We start from the raw sequence: 20,692 nt of genomic DNA, 5'->3' as shown, positions 1-20,692 counted from the left end.
GGCAGTACTTCAGGCAGAAGATGGTAGGCCTGGGTATCCAGTGGGTGTATAAATGAATGAGATAATATATGTGGTAGGTATATTGCTGTCAAGCTTTGTGTCAGTACATATCATAATGGATTTTATGGGGACGTGTTTTGAAAAAAAGCATAAGCAGGGTGTATATGTTCTTTATGAAGCCCTGTTTGTTCTTGTACTTGCCGGTGCCAATGCCCTGGGAAATGAGTGGCTCAATCTGATTACAGTATTTGCAGCAGCGGGATTTCTGGCTGTCAGGATGTATAGCGGCAAGTTCGTACATAATCTGCTCTTTGTAGTAATCCTTATTTTAGGTATGAGTGCCTGCGAATCTCTGGGGATGGCGTTAATACACGGCTTTTACCATCTGACCGATGTTACCATTGAATCCGTTAAATTAAAAAGCTTTTACGATCTGACTATTGGGCAGGTATTTGTTATTCTGGTCAGCCATATGGTAATTATCCGGTTTGCCAAGAAGAAGGATATCAGCCATCTGACTGTAAGACAGTACCTGTTTACCTTTGTTTATGCGGCCTTCAGCATATTGAATATTTACAGTCTTTCTGTCCAGATGAGGGATATCAAGAACCAGACGGAATTTATCTGTGTAATGATAACCTGTGTGGGAATTGTCATAATAAATATTTATTTTCTGAATATACTGGAATATGAATCGGAAAATAACCGTCTGATATATGAGAACCGGCTGTTTGGGCAGCAGTCGAAAATGCAGTACCAGTATTACGATGCCCTGGAGCTTCAATACAGGGAATCCTTAAGCATTATTCATGATGTGAAACGGCATATCCGTTCTATCGAGGAGCTTTATAAGCATCAGGAAACAGAAGCGGCCAGGGAATATGCAATTACCATCAATAACCGTCTGGATGCATTTCGGTTAAACGAGTACACTTCAAACCGCATGCTGAATATTATACTGAATGATAAGATCAAGCTTGGGGAAAGCCATAAAATTGAATTTCAATGTAAGATAGACGATATTGATTTAAGCTTTATCGATAACATGGACCTTACCACCATATTTGCCAATCTTTTGGATAATGCAATAGAAGCCTGTACCAATGTAACAGGCAGTAGATGTATTGACTTAAAGGTGGGGGCTTTTAACAACCTGGTCGCTATTACAATCAGAAATACCATGGAGGATTCGAATGAAGGCCATGCCGGTGTCAGTGTAATTGAGCATAGCCGCAGGCTTACGCAGGAAGGAATAGGTATACCAAATGTTATTACGGTAATAGAAAAATATAACGGGGATTTGAGCTTACAAAAGGAAGAGGGGACATTTAACGTAAGTATTGTTCTATCCAAGAAGGGGAAAAGGCACAGGGAAATGTAGAATAGACAAAAAAACTGTCGATTAGGCATAAGCACTTGATTTTGTAGGACACCCATCTATAATGAAGCTGTATACATATGAATCAGGGGGGATACTGGTGCTTTATAAGGCTGCAAATGGTCTGGTGAATAAGCTGGTTAAAAAAGGAATAATTGAAGCAGGAGAATGTGAGCTGTACTGTTTTGGAATCGAAACATCGATTTTGAAGGGGCTGCACCTGCTATCCTATGTCATTCTGGGGCTTTTACTTGGAAAGATACCGGAGCTTATTTTATTTCTTATTGTCTTTATTCCATTACGGGAATATTCGGGAGGGTATCATGCAGCCTCGAAGCTTGGCTGTTATATTGTATCCTGCATGGTAGTTCTTTCAATGCTGTTAACTGTGAGATTTATACCGGCAGCTTATTATAATGTCAGTATATATTTAGCAATGTTTTCAGGGGCCATACTCCTGTTTTTGGTTCCGGTGGAAGCAAAAACAAAGCCTTTGGATGATTCAGAGAAGACATACTATAAAAGCAAGGCGGGCTTTACCATTGTTTTGCTGCTGATACTTTCCCTGTTTCTCTTTATGGTCAATCAGCGACTTCTTAGTTTTATACTGGCCTTGAGCCTGTTTTATGAGCTGATTGCAGCAGTAATCGGCAAGCTTTCGTTGATTACCGGGAAGCATGGAGAAGGGTATTAAATAGTAGACAAAATTGCAACATGGATATAATTGATACTATTATGACGTAGAATAGACAAAAAACATGTAGAATAGACAAGATATATTGATATAAACAGCAATGTCAATTATAATAACGATTGTAATAGTTAAGTCACAGACAATTGAATAGGAGGTTTGTCATGAAAATCCAGCTTGAGAAAAAAGTATTAAATGCAGTATCAAAGATAGCTTTGGACAGTGCAAAAAAAACAGCTAATTCTGCTTGCGTATTTTTCTGTTACCAGGCTAAACTTCCAGAGTCAGTGAAAAACTTAAGGAAATTCTGATTTGCTACAAAATTCACTCCTACAATTTTTAGCAACGAAGGTACTGTTAAGCCAATAGGCTTAACAGTATCTTTTTTTGTGGGGAAAATATTTAAATTAAACGAAAGTATATCGATAGAACTTTTACACTCTAATGCATTATCGCATGTCCGCTTGCGATTACTGTACAAATAAAAATTTGAAAAATAGCACCAAATATTATAAACTAGGACTATGTTACTATATGTCTGATTTTATCTTAACTGCTGCAAGTTTAAGCACCATTAAAACTGGGAAAAATGAAAAGCATACCATAAATAGTACAAAAGTGCTTTAAAATAAATAAAAAAAATGATGGAATTGTTACTTGTAACGAAAAAAGTTTTAGTCTATAATGTATGCTGAGATGTTATAGCTCATTTCCCATGGAATAATATACCTGGCAGGTGTATGCAATTGGGCAGGAGTATGCAAAGAATTTATGTTGTGTTACGAAAGGAGATTTTTGTAATGGGATTCATTGACACTATTAAGGAAAGGGCAAAACAGAGTAAAAAAACCATTGTTCTGCCTGAGACAAGCGACAGAAGAACACTGGAAGCTGCCGCAAAAATTTTGAAGGAAGAGATTGCTAATATCATTTTGGTAGGTAGGAAGGAAGATATCGAAAAAGGTGCACAGGGCCTTGACATATCGAAAGCTGCTATCGTAGATCCTTTTACTACTGAAAAACTTAGCACCTATATTGATTTGTTGGTTGAATTGAGAAAAAGCAAGGGCATGACACCGGAGTCAGCAAAGGAAGCACTTACAAAGGATTATCTGACCTTTGGTGTTACCATGGTTAAAGCCGGTGATGCTGATGGTATGGTAGCCGGTGCTATCAATGCAACAGCCAATGTATTAAGACCTTCTCTTCAGATTTTAAAAACAGCACCCGGAACGAAGTTGGTTTCTGCTTTCTTCGTAATGGTCGTACCTGATTGCGATTATGGTGCAAATGGTACCTTCATCTTCTCCGATTCCGGATTGAACCAGAATCCTAATGCAGAAGAACTGGCTGCTATTGCAGGAAGCTCAGCTAAAAGCTTTAAGCTGTTAGTTGGTGAAGAGCCTGTTGTTGCCATGCTTTCCCATTCCACAAAGGGCAGTGCAAAGCATGCAGATGTGGACAAGGTGGTTGAGGCAACAAGACTTGCAAAGGAAGCTTATCCGGAAGTTAAAATAGACGGTGAATTTCAGCTGGATGCTGCCATTGTTCCAAGCGTAGGAACTCAGAAGGCACCCGGAAGTGATATTGCCGGCAAGGCAAATGTTCTTATTTTCCCTGATCTGGATGCAGGAAACATTGGTTATAAGCTTACACAAAGACTTGCAAAGGCAGAAGCTTATGGTCCTATTACTCAGGGTATTGCAAAACCGGTTAATGATTTATCCAGAGGCTGTACGGCAGAAGACATCGTAGGTGTTATTGCCATTACTGCTGTTCAGGCTGCTGCTAACTAAGGCATAGACCAGAAAAAAGGAGAACGAGTATGAAAATATTAGTGGTAAATTGTGGAAGCTCATCATTAAAGTATCAGTTAATTGACTCAGTGACAGAAAAGGCTCTTGCCGTAGGTATTTGCGAAAGAATCGGAATTGACGGAAGACTTGTTCATACCCCGGCAGGTGGTGAGAAGATTCGTATGGATGCAGATATGAAGGACCATAAGGCTGCCATTCAATACGTACTGGATGCTCTGACAAACAGTGAATATGGTGTTATCAAGCATCTTGATGAAATCGGAGCAGTAGGTCACCGTGTAGTACACGGCGGTGAAAAATTTGCTTCCTCCACAATTATTACAGAAGAAGTGATTAACGGAATTGAAGAATGCAACGATTTGGCACCTCTTCATAACCCTGCTAACTTAATCGGAATCCGTGCCTGCCAGCACTTAATGCCCGGAGTACCTATGGTTGCCGTATTTGATACTGCTTTCCATCAGACAATGCCGCAAAGAGCATATCTATATGGCCTGCCTTATGAATATTATGAAAATTATAAAATCAGAAGATATGGCTTTCATGGAACCAGCCATAGCTTTGTGTCAAAAAGAGCAGTTGAATTATTAGGTCTGGACCCCAATAATTCAAAGGTAATTGTCTGCCACCTTGGAAACGGCTCCAGCGTTACAGCTGTTTTAAACGGCAAGTCAGTAGACACCAGTATGGGACTTACCCCTCTTGAAGGTCTTATCATGGGTACGAGAAGCGGAAGCATAGATCCTGCTATTATTGAATACCTTATGAAAAAAGAAGGCATGAACATTGACCAGGTAATGGAAGTTTTAAATAAGAAATCCGGCGTTTTTGGCCTTTCCGGTATCTCCAGCGATTTCAGAGACTTGGAGGATGCAACTGCAGAGGGCAATGAGAAGGCAATCCTGGCAGTTGACGTATTCAATTACCATGTAGCTAAAACCATCGGTTCATATGTTGCAGCCATGAATGGTGTGGATGCTATTGTATTTACAGCAGGTCTTGGAGAAAATGATAAAGCAGTAAGAAAAGGCACCATGAACTATTTAGGATATCTGGGTGTAAAGATTAATGAGGAAAATAACAACACCAGAGGCAAAGAGATAGAGCTTTCTACTCCTGATTCCAAGGTGAAGGTATACATCATTCCGACTAATGAAGAGCTTGCAATTGCAAGAGAGACAGTTGAACTGTTAGCATAAGAAAAATGTACCGCAGGAAAGCTTACAGTTACATTGTTACCGGCGTAAAACGGATAAGGAAGAAACATATTATATAAATATATGCGGAAAAGTTAAAATATACGTTGACAAAGTTTATACCACTGATTATAATAGTAACAGTGCGAATTTTTGATGATAGGAGATTGTTATGCTTATTAATTTGTCCGAGATTATGTCTATCAAAGGCAATGTCGTTTCCATACAAGCTCCCATCGAAGCAGAGGAGTTTTGTATGGAAGGCTTGTGCTATCCTTTTGCAGAAAAGGAGCCGGTAGACTTGAAGTTAACCCATTTAGGTGACCGGAGAATAAAGCTGGAAGGCAATATAAAGGCCTCTCTTTTAATTCCGTGCAACAGATGCCTTAAAGACGTAAAAACCTCTTTTAATCTGGAATTTTCCAAGGAATTGGATTTGATGAAGGATTCGGAGGAACGTATTAAGGAATTGGATGAAACAAACTATATTAGTGGATATAATCTGGATGTAGATTTACTGGTCTATGACGAAATATTAGTAGACTTTCCCATGAAGGTTCTGTGCGACGAGAATTGTAAAGGATTTTGCAAGATATGCGGTGCTGATTTGAATAAAGGTGACTGTTCTTGTGAAAAGCAGGCACTCGACCCCAGAATGTCAGTTATCCAAGATATATTCAATAATTTTAAGGAGGTGTAATCATGGGAGCTATCTGTCCGAAGAATAAACATTCCAAAGCGAGAAGAGACAGCCGTAGGGCAAACTGGAAAATGTCTGCACCTAATTTAGTAAAGTGCAGCAAGTGCGGTGAATTAATGATGCCTCACAGAGTTTGCAAAGCTTGTGGTTCTTATAACAAGAAAGAAATCATTTCTGTAGAACAGTAATGATAATATAAGGTTCCCGGTATTCCGGGGGCCTTATTTTTTTGTGATTTACACCAAATGCAATTACTATACTTATATAATGGTCGGATTTTATCATTTTAAGAATGATATATCCGGCCTTATTTTATTTCTATTTATCATCTGTGGAGAAAAGCATTTAATTCCTGGAAATCTTCACATTAACAAAAGTTTAACATTGGATTAACACGGAGGAATATTAAAGAGGTAAAATGCTAAGGTAGAGCTTGCAGTAAATATATGCTCTGAAAAGAAATATCTCATGGATTTCATTGATAACCATCAAAAGTTTACATGCAGTTTACCTTGCTGTTGTTAATATTAAAATGAAATAAATAGTAGGAGGCAAATATATTTTGGCTGTGATACTTATAGTGGAAGACGATAAAAATACAAGGATTCTCACCAGTGCCAGGCTGAGTCCTTATTATACGGTGGCAGAAGCAGAAAATGGAGAGAAGGCACTTGATGTCTTAGACCGGATGCATATTGACTTAATTATTGCAGACGTACAGATGCCGGTATTAAATGGTTATGGTATGGTCAGAGAAATGCGTGAAGCGGGTATGAACATTCCTGTTATTATGTTGACAGCAATGCATGCTTTTGATGATAAAAGAACAGGCTTTGCTTCAGGAACAGACGATTATATGACAAAGCCAATTAATTACGAAGAGCTTCTCTGGCGGATTAAGGCATTGTTAAGACGCTCTAACATAGCCAATGAAAAGATGATAAAAGTAGGCGGACTGACCCTGGATTCTGCTTCGTATACTGCAAGCAGGGGAAAGGAATCCATAGAACTGGCGAAAAAAGAGTTCGAGCTGCTCTATAAACTTCTGTCCTATCCAGGAATTATTTTTACAAAGTCACAGCTTCTGGATGAAATATGGGGGTATGATACGGAAAGTGACGAGATGACTATTAAGACTCATATAAACCGAATAAGAAATAAATTTGAGGATTATGATGAATTCGATATCGTCACTATCAGAGGCTTAGGTTACAAGGCAGAGGTACACGAATGCTGAAGAAAGACAGGAAGAAATCCAGGGGACTGACCTCCTTTTCGAAAATAAGAGTTTTTCGCTGGGTTACATGGCTCTATGCAGTGGTAATAATAAGTTCGGTTATGTCATTTGGGCTGCTTAACTTTTTGGAGTTTGATATGGATAGAAATCATGCGATATATATGCTGGGCATGATTCCTATTATGGGCTCCGTGGTAGGGTTTACAATTAATTTAATACTTAATAGCTTATATACCCGCATGGAAAAAATTTCAGATGCCATTAATCATGTTGCGGAAGGTAACCTGGATATTGAGCTTGATTTGGAAAATGCAGGTGAGTATAAAGAAATTTATGATAACTTTAATAAGATGGTCAAGGAATTAAAGAATACAAAAATAGAAATGCAGAATTTTATGAATGATTTTTCCCATGAATTCAAAACGCCGATAACATCCATACAAGGATTTGCCGAACTTCTTCTGGATAAGAACGTCGAGGAGGAAGAGAAAAAGCAATATCTTCAAATCATTGCAGATGAATCCGCGAGGCTGGCGGGACTTTCACAAAACACCTTACTCCTGTCTAAGCTGGATGCCCAGGAGGTAATAACGGATAAAAAAGGATTTGCCCTTGATGAGCAGATAAAAAAATGTACCATTCTGTTATTCAGAGAATTGGAAAAAAAGCAGATTACACTGAATATGGCCCTTCCAAATGTAAAGTATTTTGGCAATGAGGAGCTGATGTGCCAGCTGTGGATGAATCTTATCAATAATGCCATTAAATTTACTCCGCAGAACGGGGCAGTCACTATTCGGATAATCCCTGCCAAATACTATATTACCGTAAACATATCGGATACAGGTGCCGGCATGGACAGTGAAACGGTAAACCACATCTTTGAAAAATATTACCAGGGTGATGATTCCCATGCAACTAGAGGGTTTGGTCTGGGACTGTCTATTGTAGAAAGGATAGTTAAGCTATGCGGGGGAAAAATCTCAGTAAAGAGTGCGCCAGGAAACGGCAGTACCTTTTCAGTATTGCTGCCGTTAAAAAGATATAAGAATGTATCATAAGACGGTAGTTTACTTTACAGGCTTATATTAAGCAAGAAGCTTTTTAAAATTTAGTTGTAATAGAAAGGTGAAGTGATTATGAAAAAAACGTTTGCGATTTTTACAGCGGTATTGGCTCTGCTCAGTGTTATTGCAGTGATAGTTAGAAAAAACTTTACAAAACATAGTGAGGTATTGGATTCTTAAAAATATTCGAAATTAGCTATCTTCATCCTATTTGATGTTGAAAGATAACGTTTCTGATTTGATGGTTTCGCATTTATTCAGCTGGAATAATTCTATAAAATCTCTTCTGACTCTTAGATTTTCGTAGTTTAAAACTACAATTGATTCAGGCGTCATAAATTAATCCCAATATTCATAACATTCTGACACCCGAATCATAATTGAATGAAAGAAAGTTCCGGAAAAGAAAAGCATTCTGCTTCATAAAATCAACCTTAAAATGGTCATTCATTAGTTTGTCATACTGAATTTTATGCAGCAAAGATAGTGCTTTCCTGTCCAGGGCTTTCTTTATTTTCTTATTATTTGTTTACGTTGGTGTTACTTTATTAATCTATGATTTGTTTGAAGCAAAATGAATTTGATAACAATATTAGAAGGAGTGAGAGATACGAAAGAGGAAGGGACTATTAGAAGGGAATGAATGAGTGTATGGGAACTGTTATTAATTATCTTAAATGGAGGGGCGATCTTACGATGCTGGAACGTCCTTTTAATGATATTGATAATTTAATTCTATCAATGCTGATATACATTGATTTTTACAAAATAAGGACGGAAATCAGGTGCGGGAATAAAATGCAGCTTTCAAGAGCACTGGAGGAGCTGCTGGACAGAGGCTATACCTCCAATTGCTTATTGGAAATCAAGCCTGAATTCTTAAATTTAATCAGCAATTCCAAAAGATTTGGCAATATTAGCATTTCGGATTACAGGGATATCTATGATAAAAAGAAGAACTGCCAGTTTGCGGCAATTAAATATTCCCTGGAGGATGGTACTGCTTATATTGCTTTTCGCGGGACGGACAAAACAATTGTCGGATGGCGTGAAAACTTTATGATGAGCTTTAAAGAAACGGAAGCACAACTGGAGGCAATGGCTTATATCAATGATGTGATAGGGAAAGAGGATATCGGATATAGAATAGGGGGGCACAGTAAGGGCGGTAACCTTGCTGTTTATGCCAGTGCAAGATGCAAGGGGAATAATCAGAATAAAATTCTTGAAATATACGATAATGACGGACCTGGCTTCTGCAGGGAAATCATGCAGGAGGAACTGCTGGGCAGTATTAGGAGTCGGATTCACAGAATTGTACCGGAGTATTGTGTAATTGGAATGCTGTTTGAGCTGGATGTGCCTTATCAAATAGTAATGAGCAATGAAAAGGGAATAAATCAGCATGATGCATTTTCATGGCAGGTCGAAGGGGAGAAATTCCTGTTGTGTGATAAATTAAATCCCCAGGCACAATATTTAAATAAAATACTGAATAAATGGATTGAAGAGGAGGACATGGAGCACCGTGAGATTTTTGTGAAACAGGTGTTTGATGCCATGGAATCCACGGGAGCAAATGAAATAGGAGAAGTAACAAATGGTCTGAATAGCATTGAAGATGCTATCATTGAGATTCTTTATTCCGGGCATAAGACAAAAAGGTGCTTCATAATCTGATGAAAACCATACTCGATAGTGTCAAAAATATCAATATAGTTGAATTACTCCGTAAACGGGAATCCTTCCTGGGAATGTTTATGATTGCCCTTGGAATGCTGTTGTATATTTTACCGGGAGATGGATTTCAGATCATTGGAACAGGGCTTGTCTTTGCCGTATTTGTTTTTGCAATCATCAGGCTGGTACATCACTATAAGGTAAAATCGAAATTCAGAAATAAGAATTTCTATGTCAGCACGGCATATTTTCTAGGTGTTTTAATGCTTGTTTTACTGGCAGTTCATGTTAACGCTTTAAAATTGTCCATCAATATTATTTTAGGATTCAGTATTTTTATATATGGAATTATGAAATTAAAGACGAATCTGAAAAAGCGGGGAGAGCTTATTAATATAAATGCTGTGAAATTATCCAGGATACAGACTGTCACTTCAATTATTGCAGGGCTTCTGATATTGGGAATTCCTTATTACAGCATAGAAAAATATCTGAATGTAATAGAGCTTTATATTATTGTTTTAGGCTTGTCAGAAATAATATATGAAGCTTTCAAAGGTGATAGCAGAGAGAAGTAGACAGCAGATAAGAAAGGTATCCTAAAATGAATGAGCAGCGAAAGGTAATAATGGAACACAGGGAGGTTGTAACGGTCCCGGAAATAATAAGCCGGTTATACAACCGGTATCAAATACTAGGGTATAAAATGGGCAGGAAAACCATGTTTGCTTTTTGGTATTACCGTAAAGATAATTCAAAAATGATAGTTTATTGGGAAGAGGGCAATATATATGAAGAGATTAGATGAAATAAATACATAATGGTATGTTCTCATTTATTTCATTCAGATGAAATTTAAAAAATCAGCAACTTAAGGAGGGTTAGATAAAATAATGATTAAGAAAAAGATATTATTTATATATAATCCTCAAGCCGGTAAAGGAAAGATAAAAAAGATATTATCCAATATTATTGAATTGCTTAGTAAGAATTATGAAGTTGTCATATACTCCACAAAATTTAAACAGGATGCGGAAGCGATTGTTAAAGAATGCCTGATGAGCCAGAAGTATGAATATGTGCTATGCTCCGGCGGAGATGGGACCTTGCATGAAGTAATCAACGGAATAATGAGTTGCTGCTATAGGCCAAAAATCGGATATATTCCATCGGGTACCATGAATGATTACGCATATAGTTTAAAAGTTCCGAGGAATATGCTGAAGGCCGCCCGGTTAGTATTGGATGAAAACCTGTTTTCCTGTGATATTGGTTTAATGAATGACAGGTATTTTGCCTACAACGTTTCCTTTGGACTGTTTACGGAGGCGGCTTATCAAACCTCCCAGTCTTTGAAAAATACGCTGGGGAGGCTGGCCTATTTTGTTGAAGGAATAAAGGGATTATCAAATATAAAAGCTTATCATCTTGAGTTGGTATTTGAAGATCAGGTCATATCGGAGGACTTTATCTATGGCATGGTGGCAAATTCCTACTCGGTAGGGGGCTTTCGGGGAATTACCGGAAAAAATGTATTATTGAATGACGGTGAATTTGAAGGCATTTTTATTAAGATGCCCCGCAATATATTGGATTTGCAGAATATTATAAAGGATTTATTGAGAGGAAAATATAATAGTGGCTTGGTACTGGCCCTTCCTATAAAGAATGTTTGCATAATCTCGGAAGAATCAATCCCCTGGTGCATAGACGGAGAGTTCGGCGGAGAAATGCAGACAGTACGTATTAAGAACTGCAGGGAAGCTATAACAATAGCTGCTGCCTTAGGTGCGAAAGAATATGGTGAAATAAATTTGAGGTAAACAAAAGAGGAGGGATTATGAAAGGGACACACCCAAATATCATAAAAGACATTCTGTCTGCACAGCTTGCAAAGCCTGGGGGAAAGCTGTCGGCAGCAATCTGTTTCTTATTAAATATCTTTGTGGCGGCTGCAATGCTGGTTTCTGTCTTTCAAGGCGACACCAGGCATGTATTGGCCTGCCTAAAGGTCTTAATATTATTGATGATACCCTGGCTGGTTGAATGGAAGTTAAAAATTGAGCTATCCACGGTATTTATTACAGGTGTACAGGTGTTTATGTATGCGGCAATCATACTCGGAGAATTAGATTCCTATTATTTAAAATATCCTTTCTGGGATAACATGCTCCATACCATAAGCGGATTTCTGTGTGCTTACGTTGGATTTATGCTGGTTAAACTGATTTTCGGGCAAAAGATAGACAGTAAAGCATACATAAATCCCATTTACATAGCGGTATTTGCTTTTTGCTTATCCATGACCATCAGTGTTATGTGGGAATTTTATGAATTTGGTATGGACAGCCTTTGCAATCGTGATATGCAGAAGGATACGATTATACATACAATTAAATCGGTGAAATTAAATCAGGAGGAGCATTCTCTGACTGTACTTAAGGATGTTACCAATGTGACGATAGATGGCACAAATTATAATCTTGGCGGTTATCTGGATATTGGACTGTATGATACCATGGGTGACCTTTTCTTTAATCTCGTCGGTACTTTCGTGTTCTGTACCATTGGGTATTTTGACATCAAAAAGGATTAAATTTGTCATGACATGTTTACCTTCATGTTACTTTGGACAAATATAATGCGTTTATCAACAACAAAGGAGGAAAAGAAATGGCCGTAATCGAAGTAAATAATTTGACAAAGGATTATGATCACGGAAGGGGCATCTATGATGTTTCCTTTGAAGTTAATAAAGGAGAAACCTTAGGCTTTCTTGGACCAAATGGAGCAGGAAAGTCAACAACAATGAGACATCTTATGGGCTTTGCAGCTCCCCAAAAAGGAAATGCAAAAATATTGGGGATGGGCTGCAGAAAAGAATATGCGAAGATTCTGGAGAATATCGGATATCTTCCGGGAGAGGTCACACTTCCGGAAGGCCTGAATGGATATGGATTTATCGATATGATGCAGGGACTTCGAAAAGCCGGAAATCAGGAGAACTTAAAAAAACTGACCTGTATTTTTGAAGTTGATTTACAGCAAAAGGTCAAGCGGATGAGTATTGGTGAAAAAAGAAAGCTTGCAGTAATTGCCGCATTTATAAATGACCCGGAGATACTTCTGCTTGATGAGCCGACCAGCGGACTGGATCCGGTGATGCAGGAGAAATTTATAGAATTTATAAGGGAGGAAAAGAAAAGGGGAAAAACAATACTGCTGTCCAGCCACATGTTCGCGGAAGTAGAAGCCCTGTGTGACCGGATTGCTATTATAAAGGATGGCAGGATTGTCTCAGTTGTTGAGGCAGCCGAAGTAAAACATGGATTGCGGAAAATAGTTGAAATTACATTTAAAGGGAAAGAAGACTACAAAAGATTCCTTCATGAAAAGTTTGAATTTGAAAGAATGGCTGAGGAACAATTAAAGGTCGACATCGTGATGGAAGATTCTGATGTGAATGAGTTCCTTGCTGTTATCGTGGATTATGAGGTGGAAAGTTTTGTGGAGAATCCGGTGACCTTAGAAGAATATTTTATGCATTTTTATAAGAACGACAGGAAGTTTGGAGGTGTATCCAATGGAAAAAATCATTAGTATCTGCAATCTGACGAAGGATTACGGAGAGGGACGGGGCGTATTTGATTTTTCCTTCGATGTTAAGCGCGGAGAAGTCGTAGGCCTTGTGGGAACCAACGGAAGCGGAAAGACAACGACCATAAGAAATATGATGGGTTTCATAAAGCCCCGTAATGGCAAAATTACAATCAATGGGTATGACAGCTGGAAGGATGCCTTTGAAATAAAAAAGTCCGTCGGATATATTCCCGGGCAAATCGATTTTCCCGATGTGGGGACAGGAACGAACTTTCTTAAGATACAGGCTGATTTCTGGGGAATCAAGGATTTAACCTATATGAATGAGCTGATCGACATATTTAAGCTTGATACGGATGCCGGCTTAAAACGGATGAGTAAAGGAATGAAGCAGAAAACCGCTATCGTTGCAGCCTTTATGTCAGAACCTGATATCCTGATTCTGGATGAACCGTCAACAGGCCTGGACCCTATGATGAGGGATAAGCTGATTGAGTTGATTCTGCGCCAGAAGAAAAAAGGCAAAACGGTTTTTTTGAGCAGCCATATTTTTAAAGAGCTGGAAGATACCTGTGACCGGGTTGTATTTATTCATAATGGCAAAATGATTAACACGGTAGGCCGCTCACAGTATGACGCAAATATGGATAAGCAATATAAAATCGGTTTCGCGGAGAAAAAGGAATACCAGCAGTTCCTGCAGGGCGGCTATAAAATACTAACTAAAAATGATGACTATAAGCATTTGACAATTGCAGTGAACGATAAGGAAATGAACGGGCTCTTTAGAAGCTTGAAGCCGCATAATATTAGATATATCAATTATCAGCCATATACTCTGGAATGGTATTACACAAATATTGTAGAAAAGCAGGAGGTTTAATAAATATGTTCAGTTTTCCCTTATTCAAACAGACAGTAAAATCAAATTCCGTAATATGGAGTGCAATGACATTGGTCATGACAGTGCTGTGCATTCAGTTTGCAGCCATGGATATGACACAGGAGCTGCTATTCGTTATATTCTATGGAATGATGACAACAATCCTTCCTGGAATCTATGTACTGGTTACGGCAAATAAACTGTTATCCAGCCAGGTGGACAGCGGCTCAATGGCATATGTGCTGTCAACGCCGACCAGACGTTCCACGGTGGTATTTACACAAATAGTATATCTGATAGGTTCCCTTGTTGTTATGTTTACCGTTCAGACAATCGGACATTTGATTGTTAATAATTTTACTCCCATAGCCTTGGCTAAGCTGGGCTATGCCGATCTAGCCGGAAACCTATCAGGCACTATGATTTTACAGGTAAATATATCGGCACTTATAGTATGTATTGCAATGGCAGGCGCCTGCTTTTTATTTTCAGGGATATTCAGCGCATCAAAGTATTCGGTTGGCTTAAGCGGAACCTTTATTGGAATTACAGTCCTTGCAAATATGCTGGCGATGTTTGGCAAGCTTGGAGTCGGCGGACTGGAGAACTTTAAATACCTTACAATCTGTTCCTTCTACGATTATGAATCGGTATTATATGGAGTCAATGACTGGATATTCAAAATGATTTTTCCCATAGGAATTGCTGTTGTTACATATGTAATCGGCAGTACATGGTTCTGCAAAAAAGACCTTCCCCTATAATGAAATAACAGGAAGCAAATGCTGTCTGCCAATCTGATAGATGAGAGGCAGACATTGTTATGTAATTCAATAGGGCGTGAAAGCAATATTTACAAGTTAAGCAGCAATTAAAACTAAAGACTAATAGATTATAAAGAATAGGCAGGCAGATACATTGTAAGGGTATCTGCCTGCTTTTTGCTGCCTTTTGAGTAAAATTTCAATTTAATAAAAGTTTAACAGAAAATTAACCTGGTGGAATATTAGGAGGATAAAATGTCCCTATCAGTTAAACACAAAGCAGTGATGCAGGAAGCGGTGAGGAAAATGCAGATAAAACAATAGAAGGGCAGGAAGGCAATTAAGAGCAGTAAATTGGGGTCATCTAAGCTAAAAAGCAAAGGAAAGTACAAAGTGAAAGAATGAAAGTAAGAAAGAATAAAAGAAAGGATGCCGGGATTTTTCAGTCACAGTAAGAACGGCAGCACCATAGATAAGCCTGTGGTGAGGAAGGATTAAAAAAATGAGTACTGTAAGTAATATCAGTTTAAGTCTGGAGGAAAGAATAGCTCTGCATCGCAAGATGGCAGAAAGCTATTATAATGCCTATGATGAAAAGGCAGTAAAAGACGGTGCAACTTATGAGGAATGGAAATTTGCGGAGGATGCATTATACTGGTCACCTTATTTTGGCGATAACGTAATAGAACTTCGTACTCATCCGGTTTCAGTTAAGGCTTCGGCTACAATGGAGGCAAAGGCTTATTCCGTAACTTTTCCGGACTGGGGTCCATTAAATTTCAAATGCTGGCCTTCGGATAATGGCTTCGTGATGCAGACCCATTTTGGAGGACATAAGGAAGACGGAACCTTAATGGATTTTTACTCTTACGGGTTTGTAGAAACCAATGAGCAGGGCTATATAACACATTGGGAAACCCATGTCAGTCCGGAATACAATGATTTTCTGGATGCCGCAATTGGCATTCATGGCCCGTTTAAGCAAGGACCGGAACCCTATATGGAAGCACTGGCAAGAAAATTGAAGGAGGCTGGTGTAAACATAACAGTTTGAGTTACCGGGAGGCTGCAATATCTCTAAAATAAGTTGACTTTGAAAGGAGCAGAAATATGAGCAGGAATTTTGAGGAAGCAATTAAGGAAAGATTGGAGAATGGTTTTAAAAATTGGAACGGCGGTTATGACGGATGGCTGGAATGGTGTAATACCCTGTATGAGCCGGATGCCCATTATAATGTCTATGGCCAGAGATGGACTCTTCAGGAATATAAGGATGCCATGGGAAAACTATTTACCATATTCGATATGGAATTAGGGGAATTTGATAATATGATTATCAAAGATGACTGGTGTGCAATCCGGTACAGCGTTATCATTACCAACAAACAGACCGGTGAGAAAATAGAACAGCACACTATGGAATTTGTTCATTTCAAAGATAATCCGGAACCGGCTGGTGCCAGAGTCATAGAAGGCTGGGCCCTATCGGACAAGCAGATATCAGCACACTGATTTTTCCCGGCGGCTGTGTTGGTAAATGAGATATTTTCAGGTATTTATGAAATGTTGTAAGGTTCAGTTACAAAAGAAACATACAGGCAAAGCTTATGAGTTTTATATGATATTAAGCTGAAAATCCGCTGCATGGATGAATGTTCTTATGGTGCTTATTGATGAAAATAAGAATGTTACAGAAGGCGTATATTTTCAGTAAATACATTAGAACTCATAAGCTTTTTGTGTTGTTGGATTGTCATGATATTAATAATCAAATGCTTAAATATACCCTGTAAAGAAAGAGGAAGCTTAATTTTAAATGGAATCCAGATATCTGAAAGCGATTCAGATATCTTAAAGCGAACCAGATATCTTAAAGCGAACCAGATATCTTAAAGCGAACCAGATATCTTAAAGCGAACCAGATATCTTAAAGTGAACCAGATATCTTAAAGCGAACCAGATATCTTAAAGCAATCCGGATATCTTAAAGCAATTCGGATATCATAAAGCAAACCTATTTTCAATTTACAGCGGGAAGCATAACAAGTATAACAACTGTATGAGTTTATAGAAGATAAATGCAATTATGTAGAATAATATGTAAAATATTTGAAAAACAATTTAAAATGCTATATAATGGAAATTATAATCAATACTCAATCTAGATACTTGCATAATTCAGAATACGATATTTCAGATCAACTTTCAAAGGAGGTCCCGCATGTCGGATATAACAACAGCCATCGTCACCGGCGGAGTAAGAGGAATTGGTAAGGCAGCAGCTATTGCCCTGGCAAAGGCTGATAGAAAGGTAATCGTAACATACCGCAGCAGCAGGGAAAAGGCAGAAGAGTTCCAAAAGGAAATGAATGACGCAGGCTATGAGCTATCTGCAGTCCGGTGCGATATGAAGGATTTTACCCAGTGTGAAGCTTTGACAGGATATGCAATGGAAAAATACGGACGAATCGATATTCTTGTCAACAATGCCGGAGTAACCGAGGACAGGCTGATCCGGAATATGACGGTGGAAGACTTTGATACGGTAATAGATATCAATCTGAAGGGAACCTTTTATATGACAAAGCTGGTTTCAAAGCAGATGATGAAGCAGAGGAAAGGAAGGATCATCAATCTTTCTTCCATTGCCGGAATTACAGGTATAGCGGGACAGGCAAATTACGCCGCCTCCAAAGCGGGTATTATCGGATTTACGAAATCGGCGGCAAAGGAATTTGCCTATCGGAATATTACGGTAAATGCCATTGCACCGGGATTTATTGAGACGGACATGAACGACCGCCTGCCCCTGCAGATCAGGGAATCGGCACTGGAGGAAATTCCGTTACGAAGATTCGGAGCACCGGAGGAAGTAGCAGATTTAATTGTATTTCTGGCTTCAGAGAAAGCAGCTTACATAACAGGACAGGTCATCCATGTGGATGGAGGAATGGTTATGTGAGGCAGCGGAACTGTAAATATTCAGGTAATGTCCCTATTCATTGTAGTACAGGCGGTATTGCTTTGGCGTGCAGTGGATTATTTTATAAAAAACCCGATTATAATAGCTGATATTATTGAAACCGGAGAGATTCGCAATCTCTCCTATTTTTTTGTCCGTTTCAATGAGCAGGCTGCAGCTTTGCATGATACGGTAGCGCATCAGATACTGGAAGGGTGAGAGCCTCATGACATCTTTAAAAACACGGCAGAATTGCCCTTCGCTCATAGGAAGCAGTTCGGAAAGCTCGGACAGGGTGATTTCGTATGAGTAATTTTCTCGGATAAAATCCAGTACCGGTTTCAGCCGGTTCTTTTCCATCAGCTCCATTGTGCTTTGCTTATTATTACAGACAGCATGGATATAAAAAAGTTCCCATACCTGGTAGATACGGGTCTTAATCATTAACTCATGGACAGCCAGGGCATCTTCCGGGCAGCAGTTGATATCCTGGAGATGACCAATTGCCTGTGCCTGCCAGCTGTCTGGGGGAGCGGCCTTACCACGGACCATTTCGGGAAATATGATATTGCCGTTCAGTACAGGCCGGATATATTCCCTTGCAAAATGGGTATTCAGATTTTCTATAAGAAATTCATAAGAAAAATCGACGGCAAAAAAGCTGCACTTGCTTTTGGCAGAAGCACGAGCACTGTGATAGAAGTTTGAATTGATAAATACACAGTCATTTGGTGAGAGTGTATAGGTACGGTCTTCAATGGTAAATTCTATGTATCCGCCGGTTACGACCAGAAATTCGAATTCCTGGTGCCAGTGCAGATAAAACAGAATATCAGTGCCTTCTGGGTATTCCAGCCGGTGAAGGGCAATGGGAAGCTCTGCTGTTTTGTGATGCATTTGTTCCTCATATACTTTCTCATGAACCATATGAAAACTCCTTTTGGAAAAATTTATCAAAATAGTGTTAGAAAACAGCAACAATATTCAAGATTAAGCGCCAAAATAATTGTATGCTGTTAACAGAATAACACAAAATATTCCAAATGTAAAGAAAGTTGAAGGAGAGGGGAATGATGGCATGGGCTGCTGAAAGCTGTTCTGTCTTGCCGAATAATAAGAAAAGAAGGGTAAAAAAATGATTGATATACCTATGCAGAAAATTAAGGATATGCCTTGCTATGATCAGAATATTGCCTGTTATGCCATGTCACTGGGGAGGCGGTATGAGATGCTTTTTGCCGGTTCCTGGGGTTTTGAGTACCGGGAAGGGGCTTCCGAGGATATGGTGGGAGAGCGGATTAAGAGCCGCGCCATACTAAACATGAATTATCTGAAACGTTATCACGGAATTGATGTATTCCGGAGCGAGGCGGGAAAAGATGATGATCTGATAGAGATTCTGGAAAGGGAGACCAACCGTAAAAATCCGGTAATGGTTTTTATAAGCTGCTATTACTATTCCTGGAATGAACACTATAAAAAGTTCGAAAACCATATTCCCCATGCAATCATGGTTGTCGGTGTGGATAGGGAAAAGCAGTGTATTTACTGCCTGGATAATATGTATGGCCAGAAGGACTCGGAAATATCCTTTGAAGACTTTCTTGCGGGGAATAACGGAAAGTACTGGATATTTTCCAGCCTTCCGGAATATACGGAGGAAGTAGACATAGAGGAAATGGTACAGTACTGTCTCAGGAAGCTTAGAAGAAATACCAATGAATGGAAGGATATTGAAGATATCAGGCGCCTTGGGATAGCTATGAAGGAAGACTTTGACCTGGAGAAGGAAATTAATGACCTCCATGGAGGAATATGGGTGGAGCCCATCATTTTCAATATCAGTGGTATTTTAGCAGACCGTCTGGATTTCGCAAGGCTTCTGAGTTACATTTTGGAGCAGAATCAGGATGCCAATCTTATACAGGTGAAGGAGCATATGGATAAGGCCGCAGACTCCTGGAACCAGATTCGCGGAATGCTCATAAAAGGTCATTACATGGAACATACCGATGAATTGATGAAGCGGATTATCAGAAGGGTGGAAATGGTGGCGGACCTGGAGGAAGAAACGGCAGTACTGTTGGGAAACTGGAAGGAAAAGAGAGAGCATGAAAATTTAAGACAGAGTACGGAGAAAATGCCCGGAAAAGAATTTGCCAGCATCCAGAGCATTCCCGTAGAGGCTTATTTTAATAACCAGTGCTTTGGAGTGTATCAGGACAAGAAATCCATAAGGGGCATTTCCGGCATGAAGCATTTTTACTTTGTTAACGATAAGGCAAAGGAAAGGCAGTGGAAGCTTCGGACCATGGAATTCAGCCATGAACCGGTTTCCGGAAAAGGAAAAGACAGTATCATGTGCAATGGACAGGTGATAAAGACCGATTGCGGCATTCATGACTGCATACTGCTAATGGGCTATGGGGATTTGTGTTTCTTTGAGGAAGAAATCGAGGTACAGTACCAGGATGGAACCTGTGAAGCAATTGCTGTGCAAATCCCGGATTCCACCCTTCCTAATCCCTTTGCGGAAGAGACGATGATCTGGAGCGGACGCTGCGGATTAATCGATGATATAGAGGAGCACACCTGGGAGGTGGGCATATATGCAATGGCATATGAAATACAGAAAAAAGCTGTTGAAAATATCAAGCTTCCTGTTTGTCCCAATGTTATCATTCTGGCTATGTCGTTTGGAAACTATAAGCAGTGAA

The 20,692-nt window shown here is 39.2% G+C and carries 22 protein-coding genes; 21 read left to right on the top strand and 1 reads right to left on the bottom strand.

Translation table 11 applies throughout. From position 1 onward, the window contains the following. Positions 1-52: 52 nt before the first annotated feature. The 20 genes from BUB77_RS07625 to fabG all read left to right on the top strand — a co-directional run bounded on the left by BUB77_RS07625 (position 53) and on the right by fabG (position 17,975). Entirely contained in the window at positions 53-1,381 is a 1,329-nt protein-coding gene (locus BUB77_RS07625) for an ATP-binding protein (RefSeq protein WP_073274438.1), read from the top strand. 97 nt (positions 1,382-1,478) lie between these two features. Next, positions 1,479-2,072, top strand: coding sequence for an accessory gene regulator ArgB-like protein (locus BUB77_RS07620; protein ID WP_170866608.1), 594 nt, complete (start codon positions 1,479-1,481; stop codon positions 2,070-2,072). A 161-nt stretch (positions 2,073-2,233) separates the two neighbouring features. After that, the gene (locus tag BUB77_RS29090) at positions 2,234-2,380 is read left to right on the top strand and encodes a cyclic lactone autoinducer peptide (RefSeq protein ID WP_084123982.1); all 147 of its coding nucleotides are present in this window, start codon (positions 2,234-2,236) and stop codon (positions 2,378-2,380) included. Positions 2,381-2,869: 489 nt separating this feature from the next. Further along, positions 2,870-3,865, top strand: a complete 996-nt coding sequence (pta, locus tag BUB77_RS07610) for a phosphate acetyltransferase (protein WP_073274434.1) — start codon at positions 2,870-2,872, stop codon at positions 3,863-3,865. A 29-nt stretch (positions 3,866-3,894) separates the two neighbouring features. Then, the gene (locus BUB77_RS07605; protein ID WP_073274432.1) at positions 3,895-5,085 is read left to right on the top strand and encodes an acetate/propionate family kinase; all 1,191 of its coding nucleotides are present in this window, start codon (positions 3,895-3,897) and stop codon (positions 5,083-5,085) included. 169 nt (positions 5,086-5,254) lie between these two features. Further along, complete coding sequence (locus BUB77_RS07600) at positions 5,255-5,782, top strand: YceD family protein (RefSeq protein WP_073274430.1); 528 nt, start codon at positions 5,255-5,257, stop codon at positions 5,780-5,782. Positions 5,783-5,784: 2 nt separating this feature from the next. Next, positions 5,785-5,970 carry a 50S ribosomal protein L32 gene (rpmF, locus tag BUB77_RS07595; RefSeq protein ID WP_073274428.1) on the top strand — a complete coding sequence of 62 codons (186 nt, stop codon included), beginning with the start codon at positions 5,785-5,787 and terminating at the stop codon, positions 5,968-5,970. 374 nt (positions 5,971-6,344) lie between these two features. Then, entirely contained in the window at positions 6,345-7,019 is a 675-nt protein-coding gene (locus BUB77_RS07590; RefSeq protein WP_073274426.1) for a response regulator transcription factor, read from the top strand. Next, the gene (locus BUB77_RS07585; protein WP_073274424.1) at positions 7,013-8,080 is read left to right on the top strand and encodes a sensor histidine kinase; all 1,068 of its coding nucleotides are present in this window, start codon (positions 7,013-7,015) and stop codon (positions 8,078-8,080) included. Before BUB77_RS07590 ends, BUB77_RS07585 begins: the two co-directional genes overlap by 7 nt. Positions 8,081-8,737: 657 nt before the next feature. Further along, entirely contained in the window at positions 8,738-9,766 is a 1,029-nt protein-coding gene (locus BUB77_RS07580; protein WP_170866607.1) for an Mbeg1-like protein, read from the top strand. Next, positions 9,766-10,344, top strand: coding sequence for a DUF308 domain-containing protein (locus tag BUB77_RS07575; RefSeq protein WP_073274420.1), 579 nt, complete (start codon positions 9,766-9,768; stop codon positions 10,342-10,344). The genes BUB77_RS07580 and BUB77_RS07575 overlap by 1 nt, the downstream gene beginning before the upstream one ends. Before the next feature lie 26 nt (positions 10,345-10,370). After that, positions 10,371-10,574: a hypothetical protein gene (locus BUB77_RS07570; protein ID WP_073274418.1), complete on the top strand. Its 204-nt coding sequence runs from the start codon at positions 10,371-10,373 to the stop codon at positions 10,572-10,574. An 85-nt stretch (positions 10,575-10,659) separates the two neighbouring features. Further along, positions 10,660-11,589 carry a diacylglycerol/lipid kinase family protein gene (locus BUB77_RS07565; RefSeq protein ID WP_073274416.1) on the top strand — a complete coding sequence of 310 codons (930 nt, stop codon included), beginning with the start codon at positions 10,660-10,662 and terminating at the stop codon, positions 11,587-11,589. A 17-nt stretch (positions 11,590-11,606) separates the two neighbouring features. Next, positions 11,607-12,362: a DUF2238 domain-containing protein gene (locus tag BUB77_RS07560; RefSeq protein ID WP_073274414.1), complete on the top strand. Its 756-nt coding sequence runs from the start codon at positions 11,607-11,609 to the stop codon at positions 12,360-12,362. Positions 12,363-12,439: 77 nt separating this feature from the next. Further along, a complete protein-coding gene (locus BUB77_RS07555) occupies positions 12,440-13,366 on the top strand; it encodes an ABC transporter ATP-binding protein (protein WP_073274412.1) in 927 nt (308 codons plus the stop codon). Then, a complete protein-coding gene (locus tag BUB77_RS07550) occupies positions 13,350-14,249 on the top strand; it encodes an ABC transporter ATP-binding protein (RefSeq protein ID WP_073274411.1) in 900 nt (299 codons plus the stop codon). The genes BUB77_RS07555 and BUB77_RS07550 overlap by 17 nt, the downstream gene beginning before the upstream one ends. Before the next feature lie 5 nt (positions 14,250-14,254). Beyond that, entirely contained in the window at positions 14,255-15,013 is a 759-nt protein-coding gene (locus BUB77_RS07545) for an ABC transporter permease subunit (protein WP_073274409.1), read from the top strand. 502 nt (positions 15,014-15,515) lie between these two features. Further along, entirely contained in the window at positions 15,516-16,067 is a 552-nt protein-coding gene (locus BUB77_RS07540) for a hypothetical protein (protein ID WP_073274407.1), read from the top strand. A gap of 56 nt (positions 16,068-16,123) precedes the next feature. Then, positions 16,124-16,525, top strand: coding sequence for a nuclear transport factor 2 family protein (locus BUB77_RS07535; RefSeq protein WP_073274405.1), 402 nt, complete (start codon positions 16,124-16,126; stop codon positions 16,523-16,525). Between the two features lie 709 nt (positions 16,526-17,234). Further along, complete coding sequence (gene fabG / locus BUB77_RS07530) at positions 17,235-17,975, top strand: 3-oxoacyl-[acyl-carrier-protein] reductase (protein WP_073274403.1); 741 nt, start codon at positions 17,235-17,237, stop codon at positions 17,973-17,975. Between the two features lie 33 nt (positions 17,976-18,008). On the opposite strand, the gene BUB77_RS07525 is transcribed toward fabG, so the two are convergent. Continuing rightward, positions 18,009-18,902, bottom strand: a complete 894-nt coding sequence (locus tag BUB77_RS07525) for an AraC family transcriptional regulator (RefSeq protein WP_073274401.1) — start codon at positions 18,900-18,902, stop codon at positions 18,009-18,011. A gap of 208 nt (positions 18,903-19,110) precedes the next feature. Between BUB77_RS07525 and BUB77_RS07520 the strand changes: the two genes are divergently transcribed. Beyond that, on the top strand, positions 19,111-20,691 hold the full coding sequence (locus BUB77_RS07520) for a cysteine peptidase family C39 domain-containing protein (RefSeq protein ID WP_073274399.1): 1,581 nt from the start codon (positions 19,111-19,113) through the stop codon (positions 20,689-20,691). Position 20,692: the final 1 nt, after the last annotated feature.

Source organism: Anaerocolumna jejuensis DSM 15929 (assembly GCF_900142215.1).
In the GTDB taxonomy this organism is placed as follows: domain Bacteria; phylum Bacillota; class Clostridia; order Lachnospirales; family Lachnospiraceae; genus Anaerocolumna; species Anaerocolumna jejuensis.
Note: the sequence above shows the minus strand (reverse complement) of the source record. Positions and strands in the feature narration are given on the sequence as shown.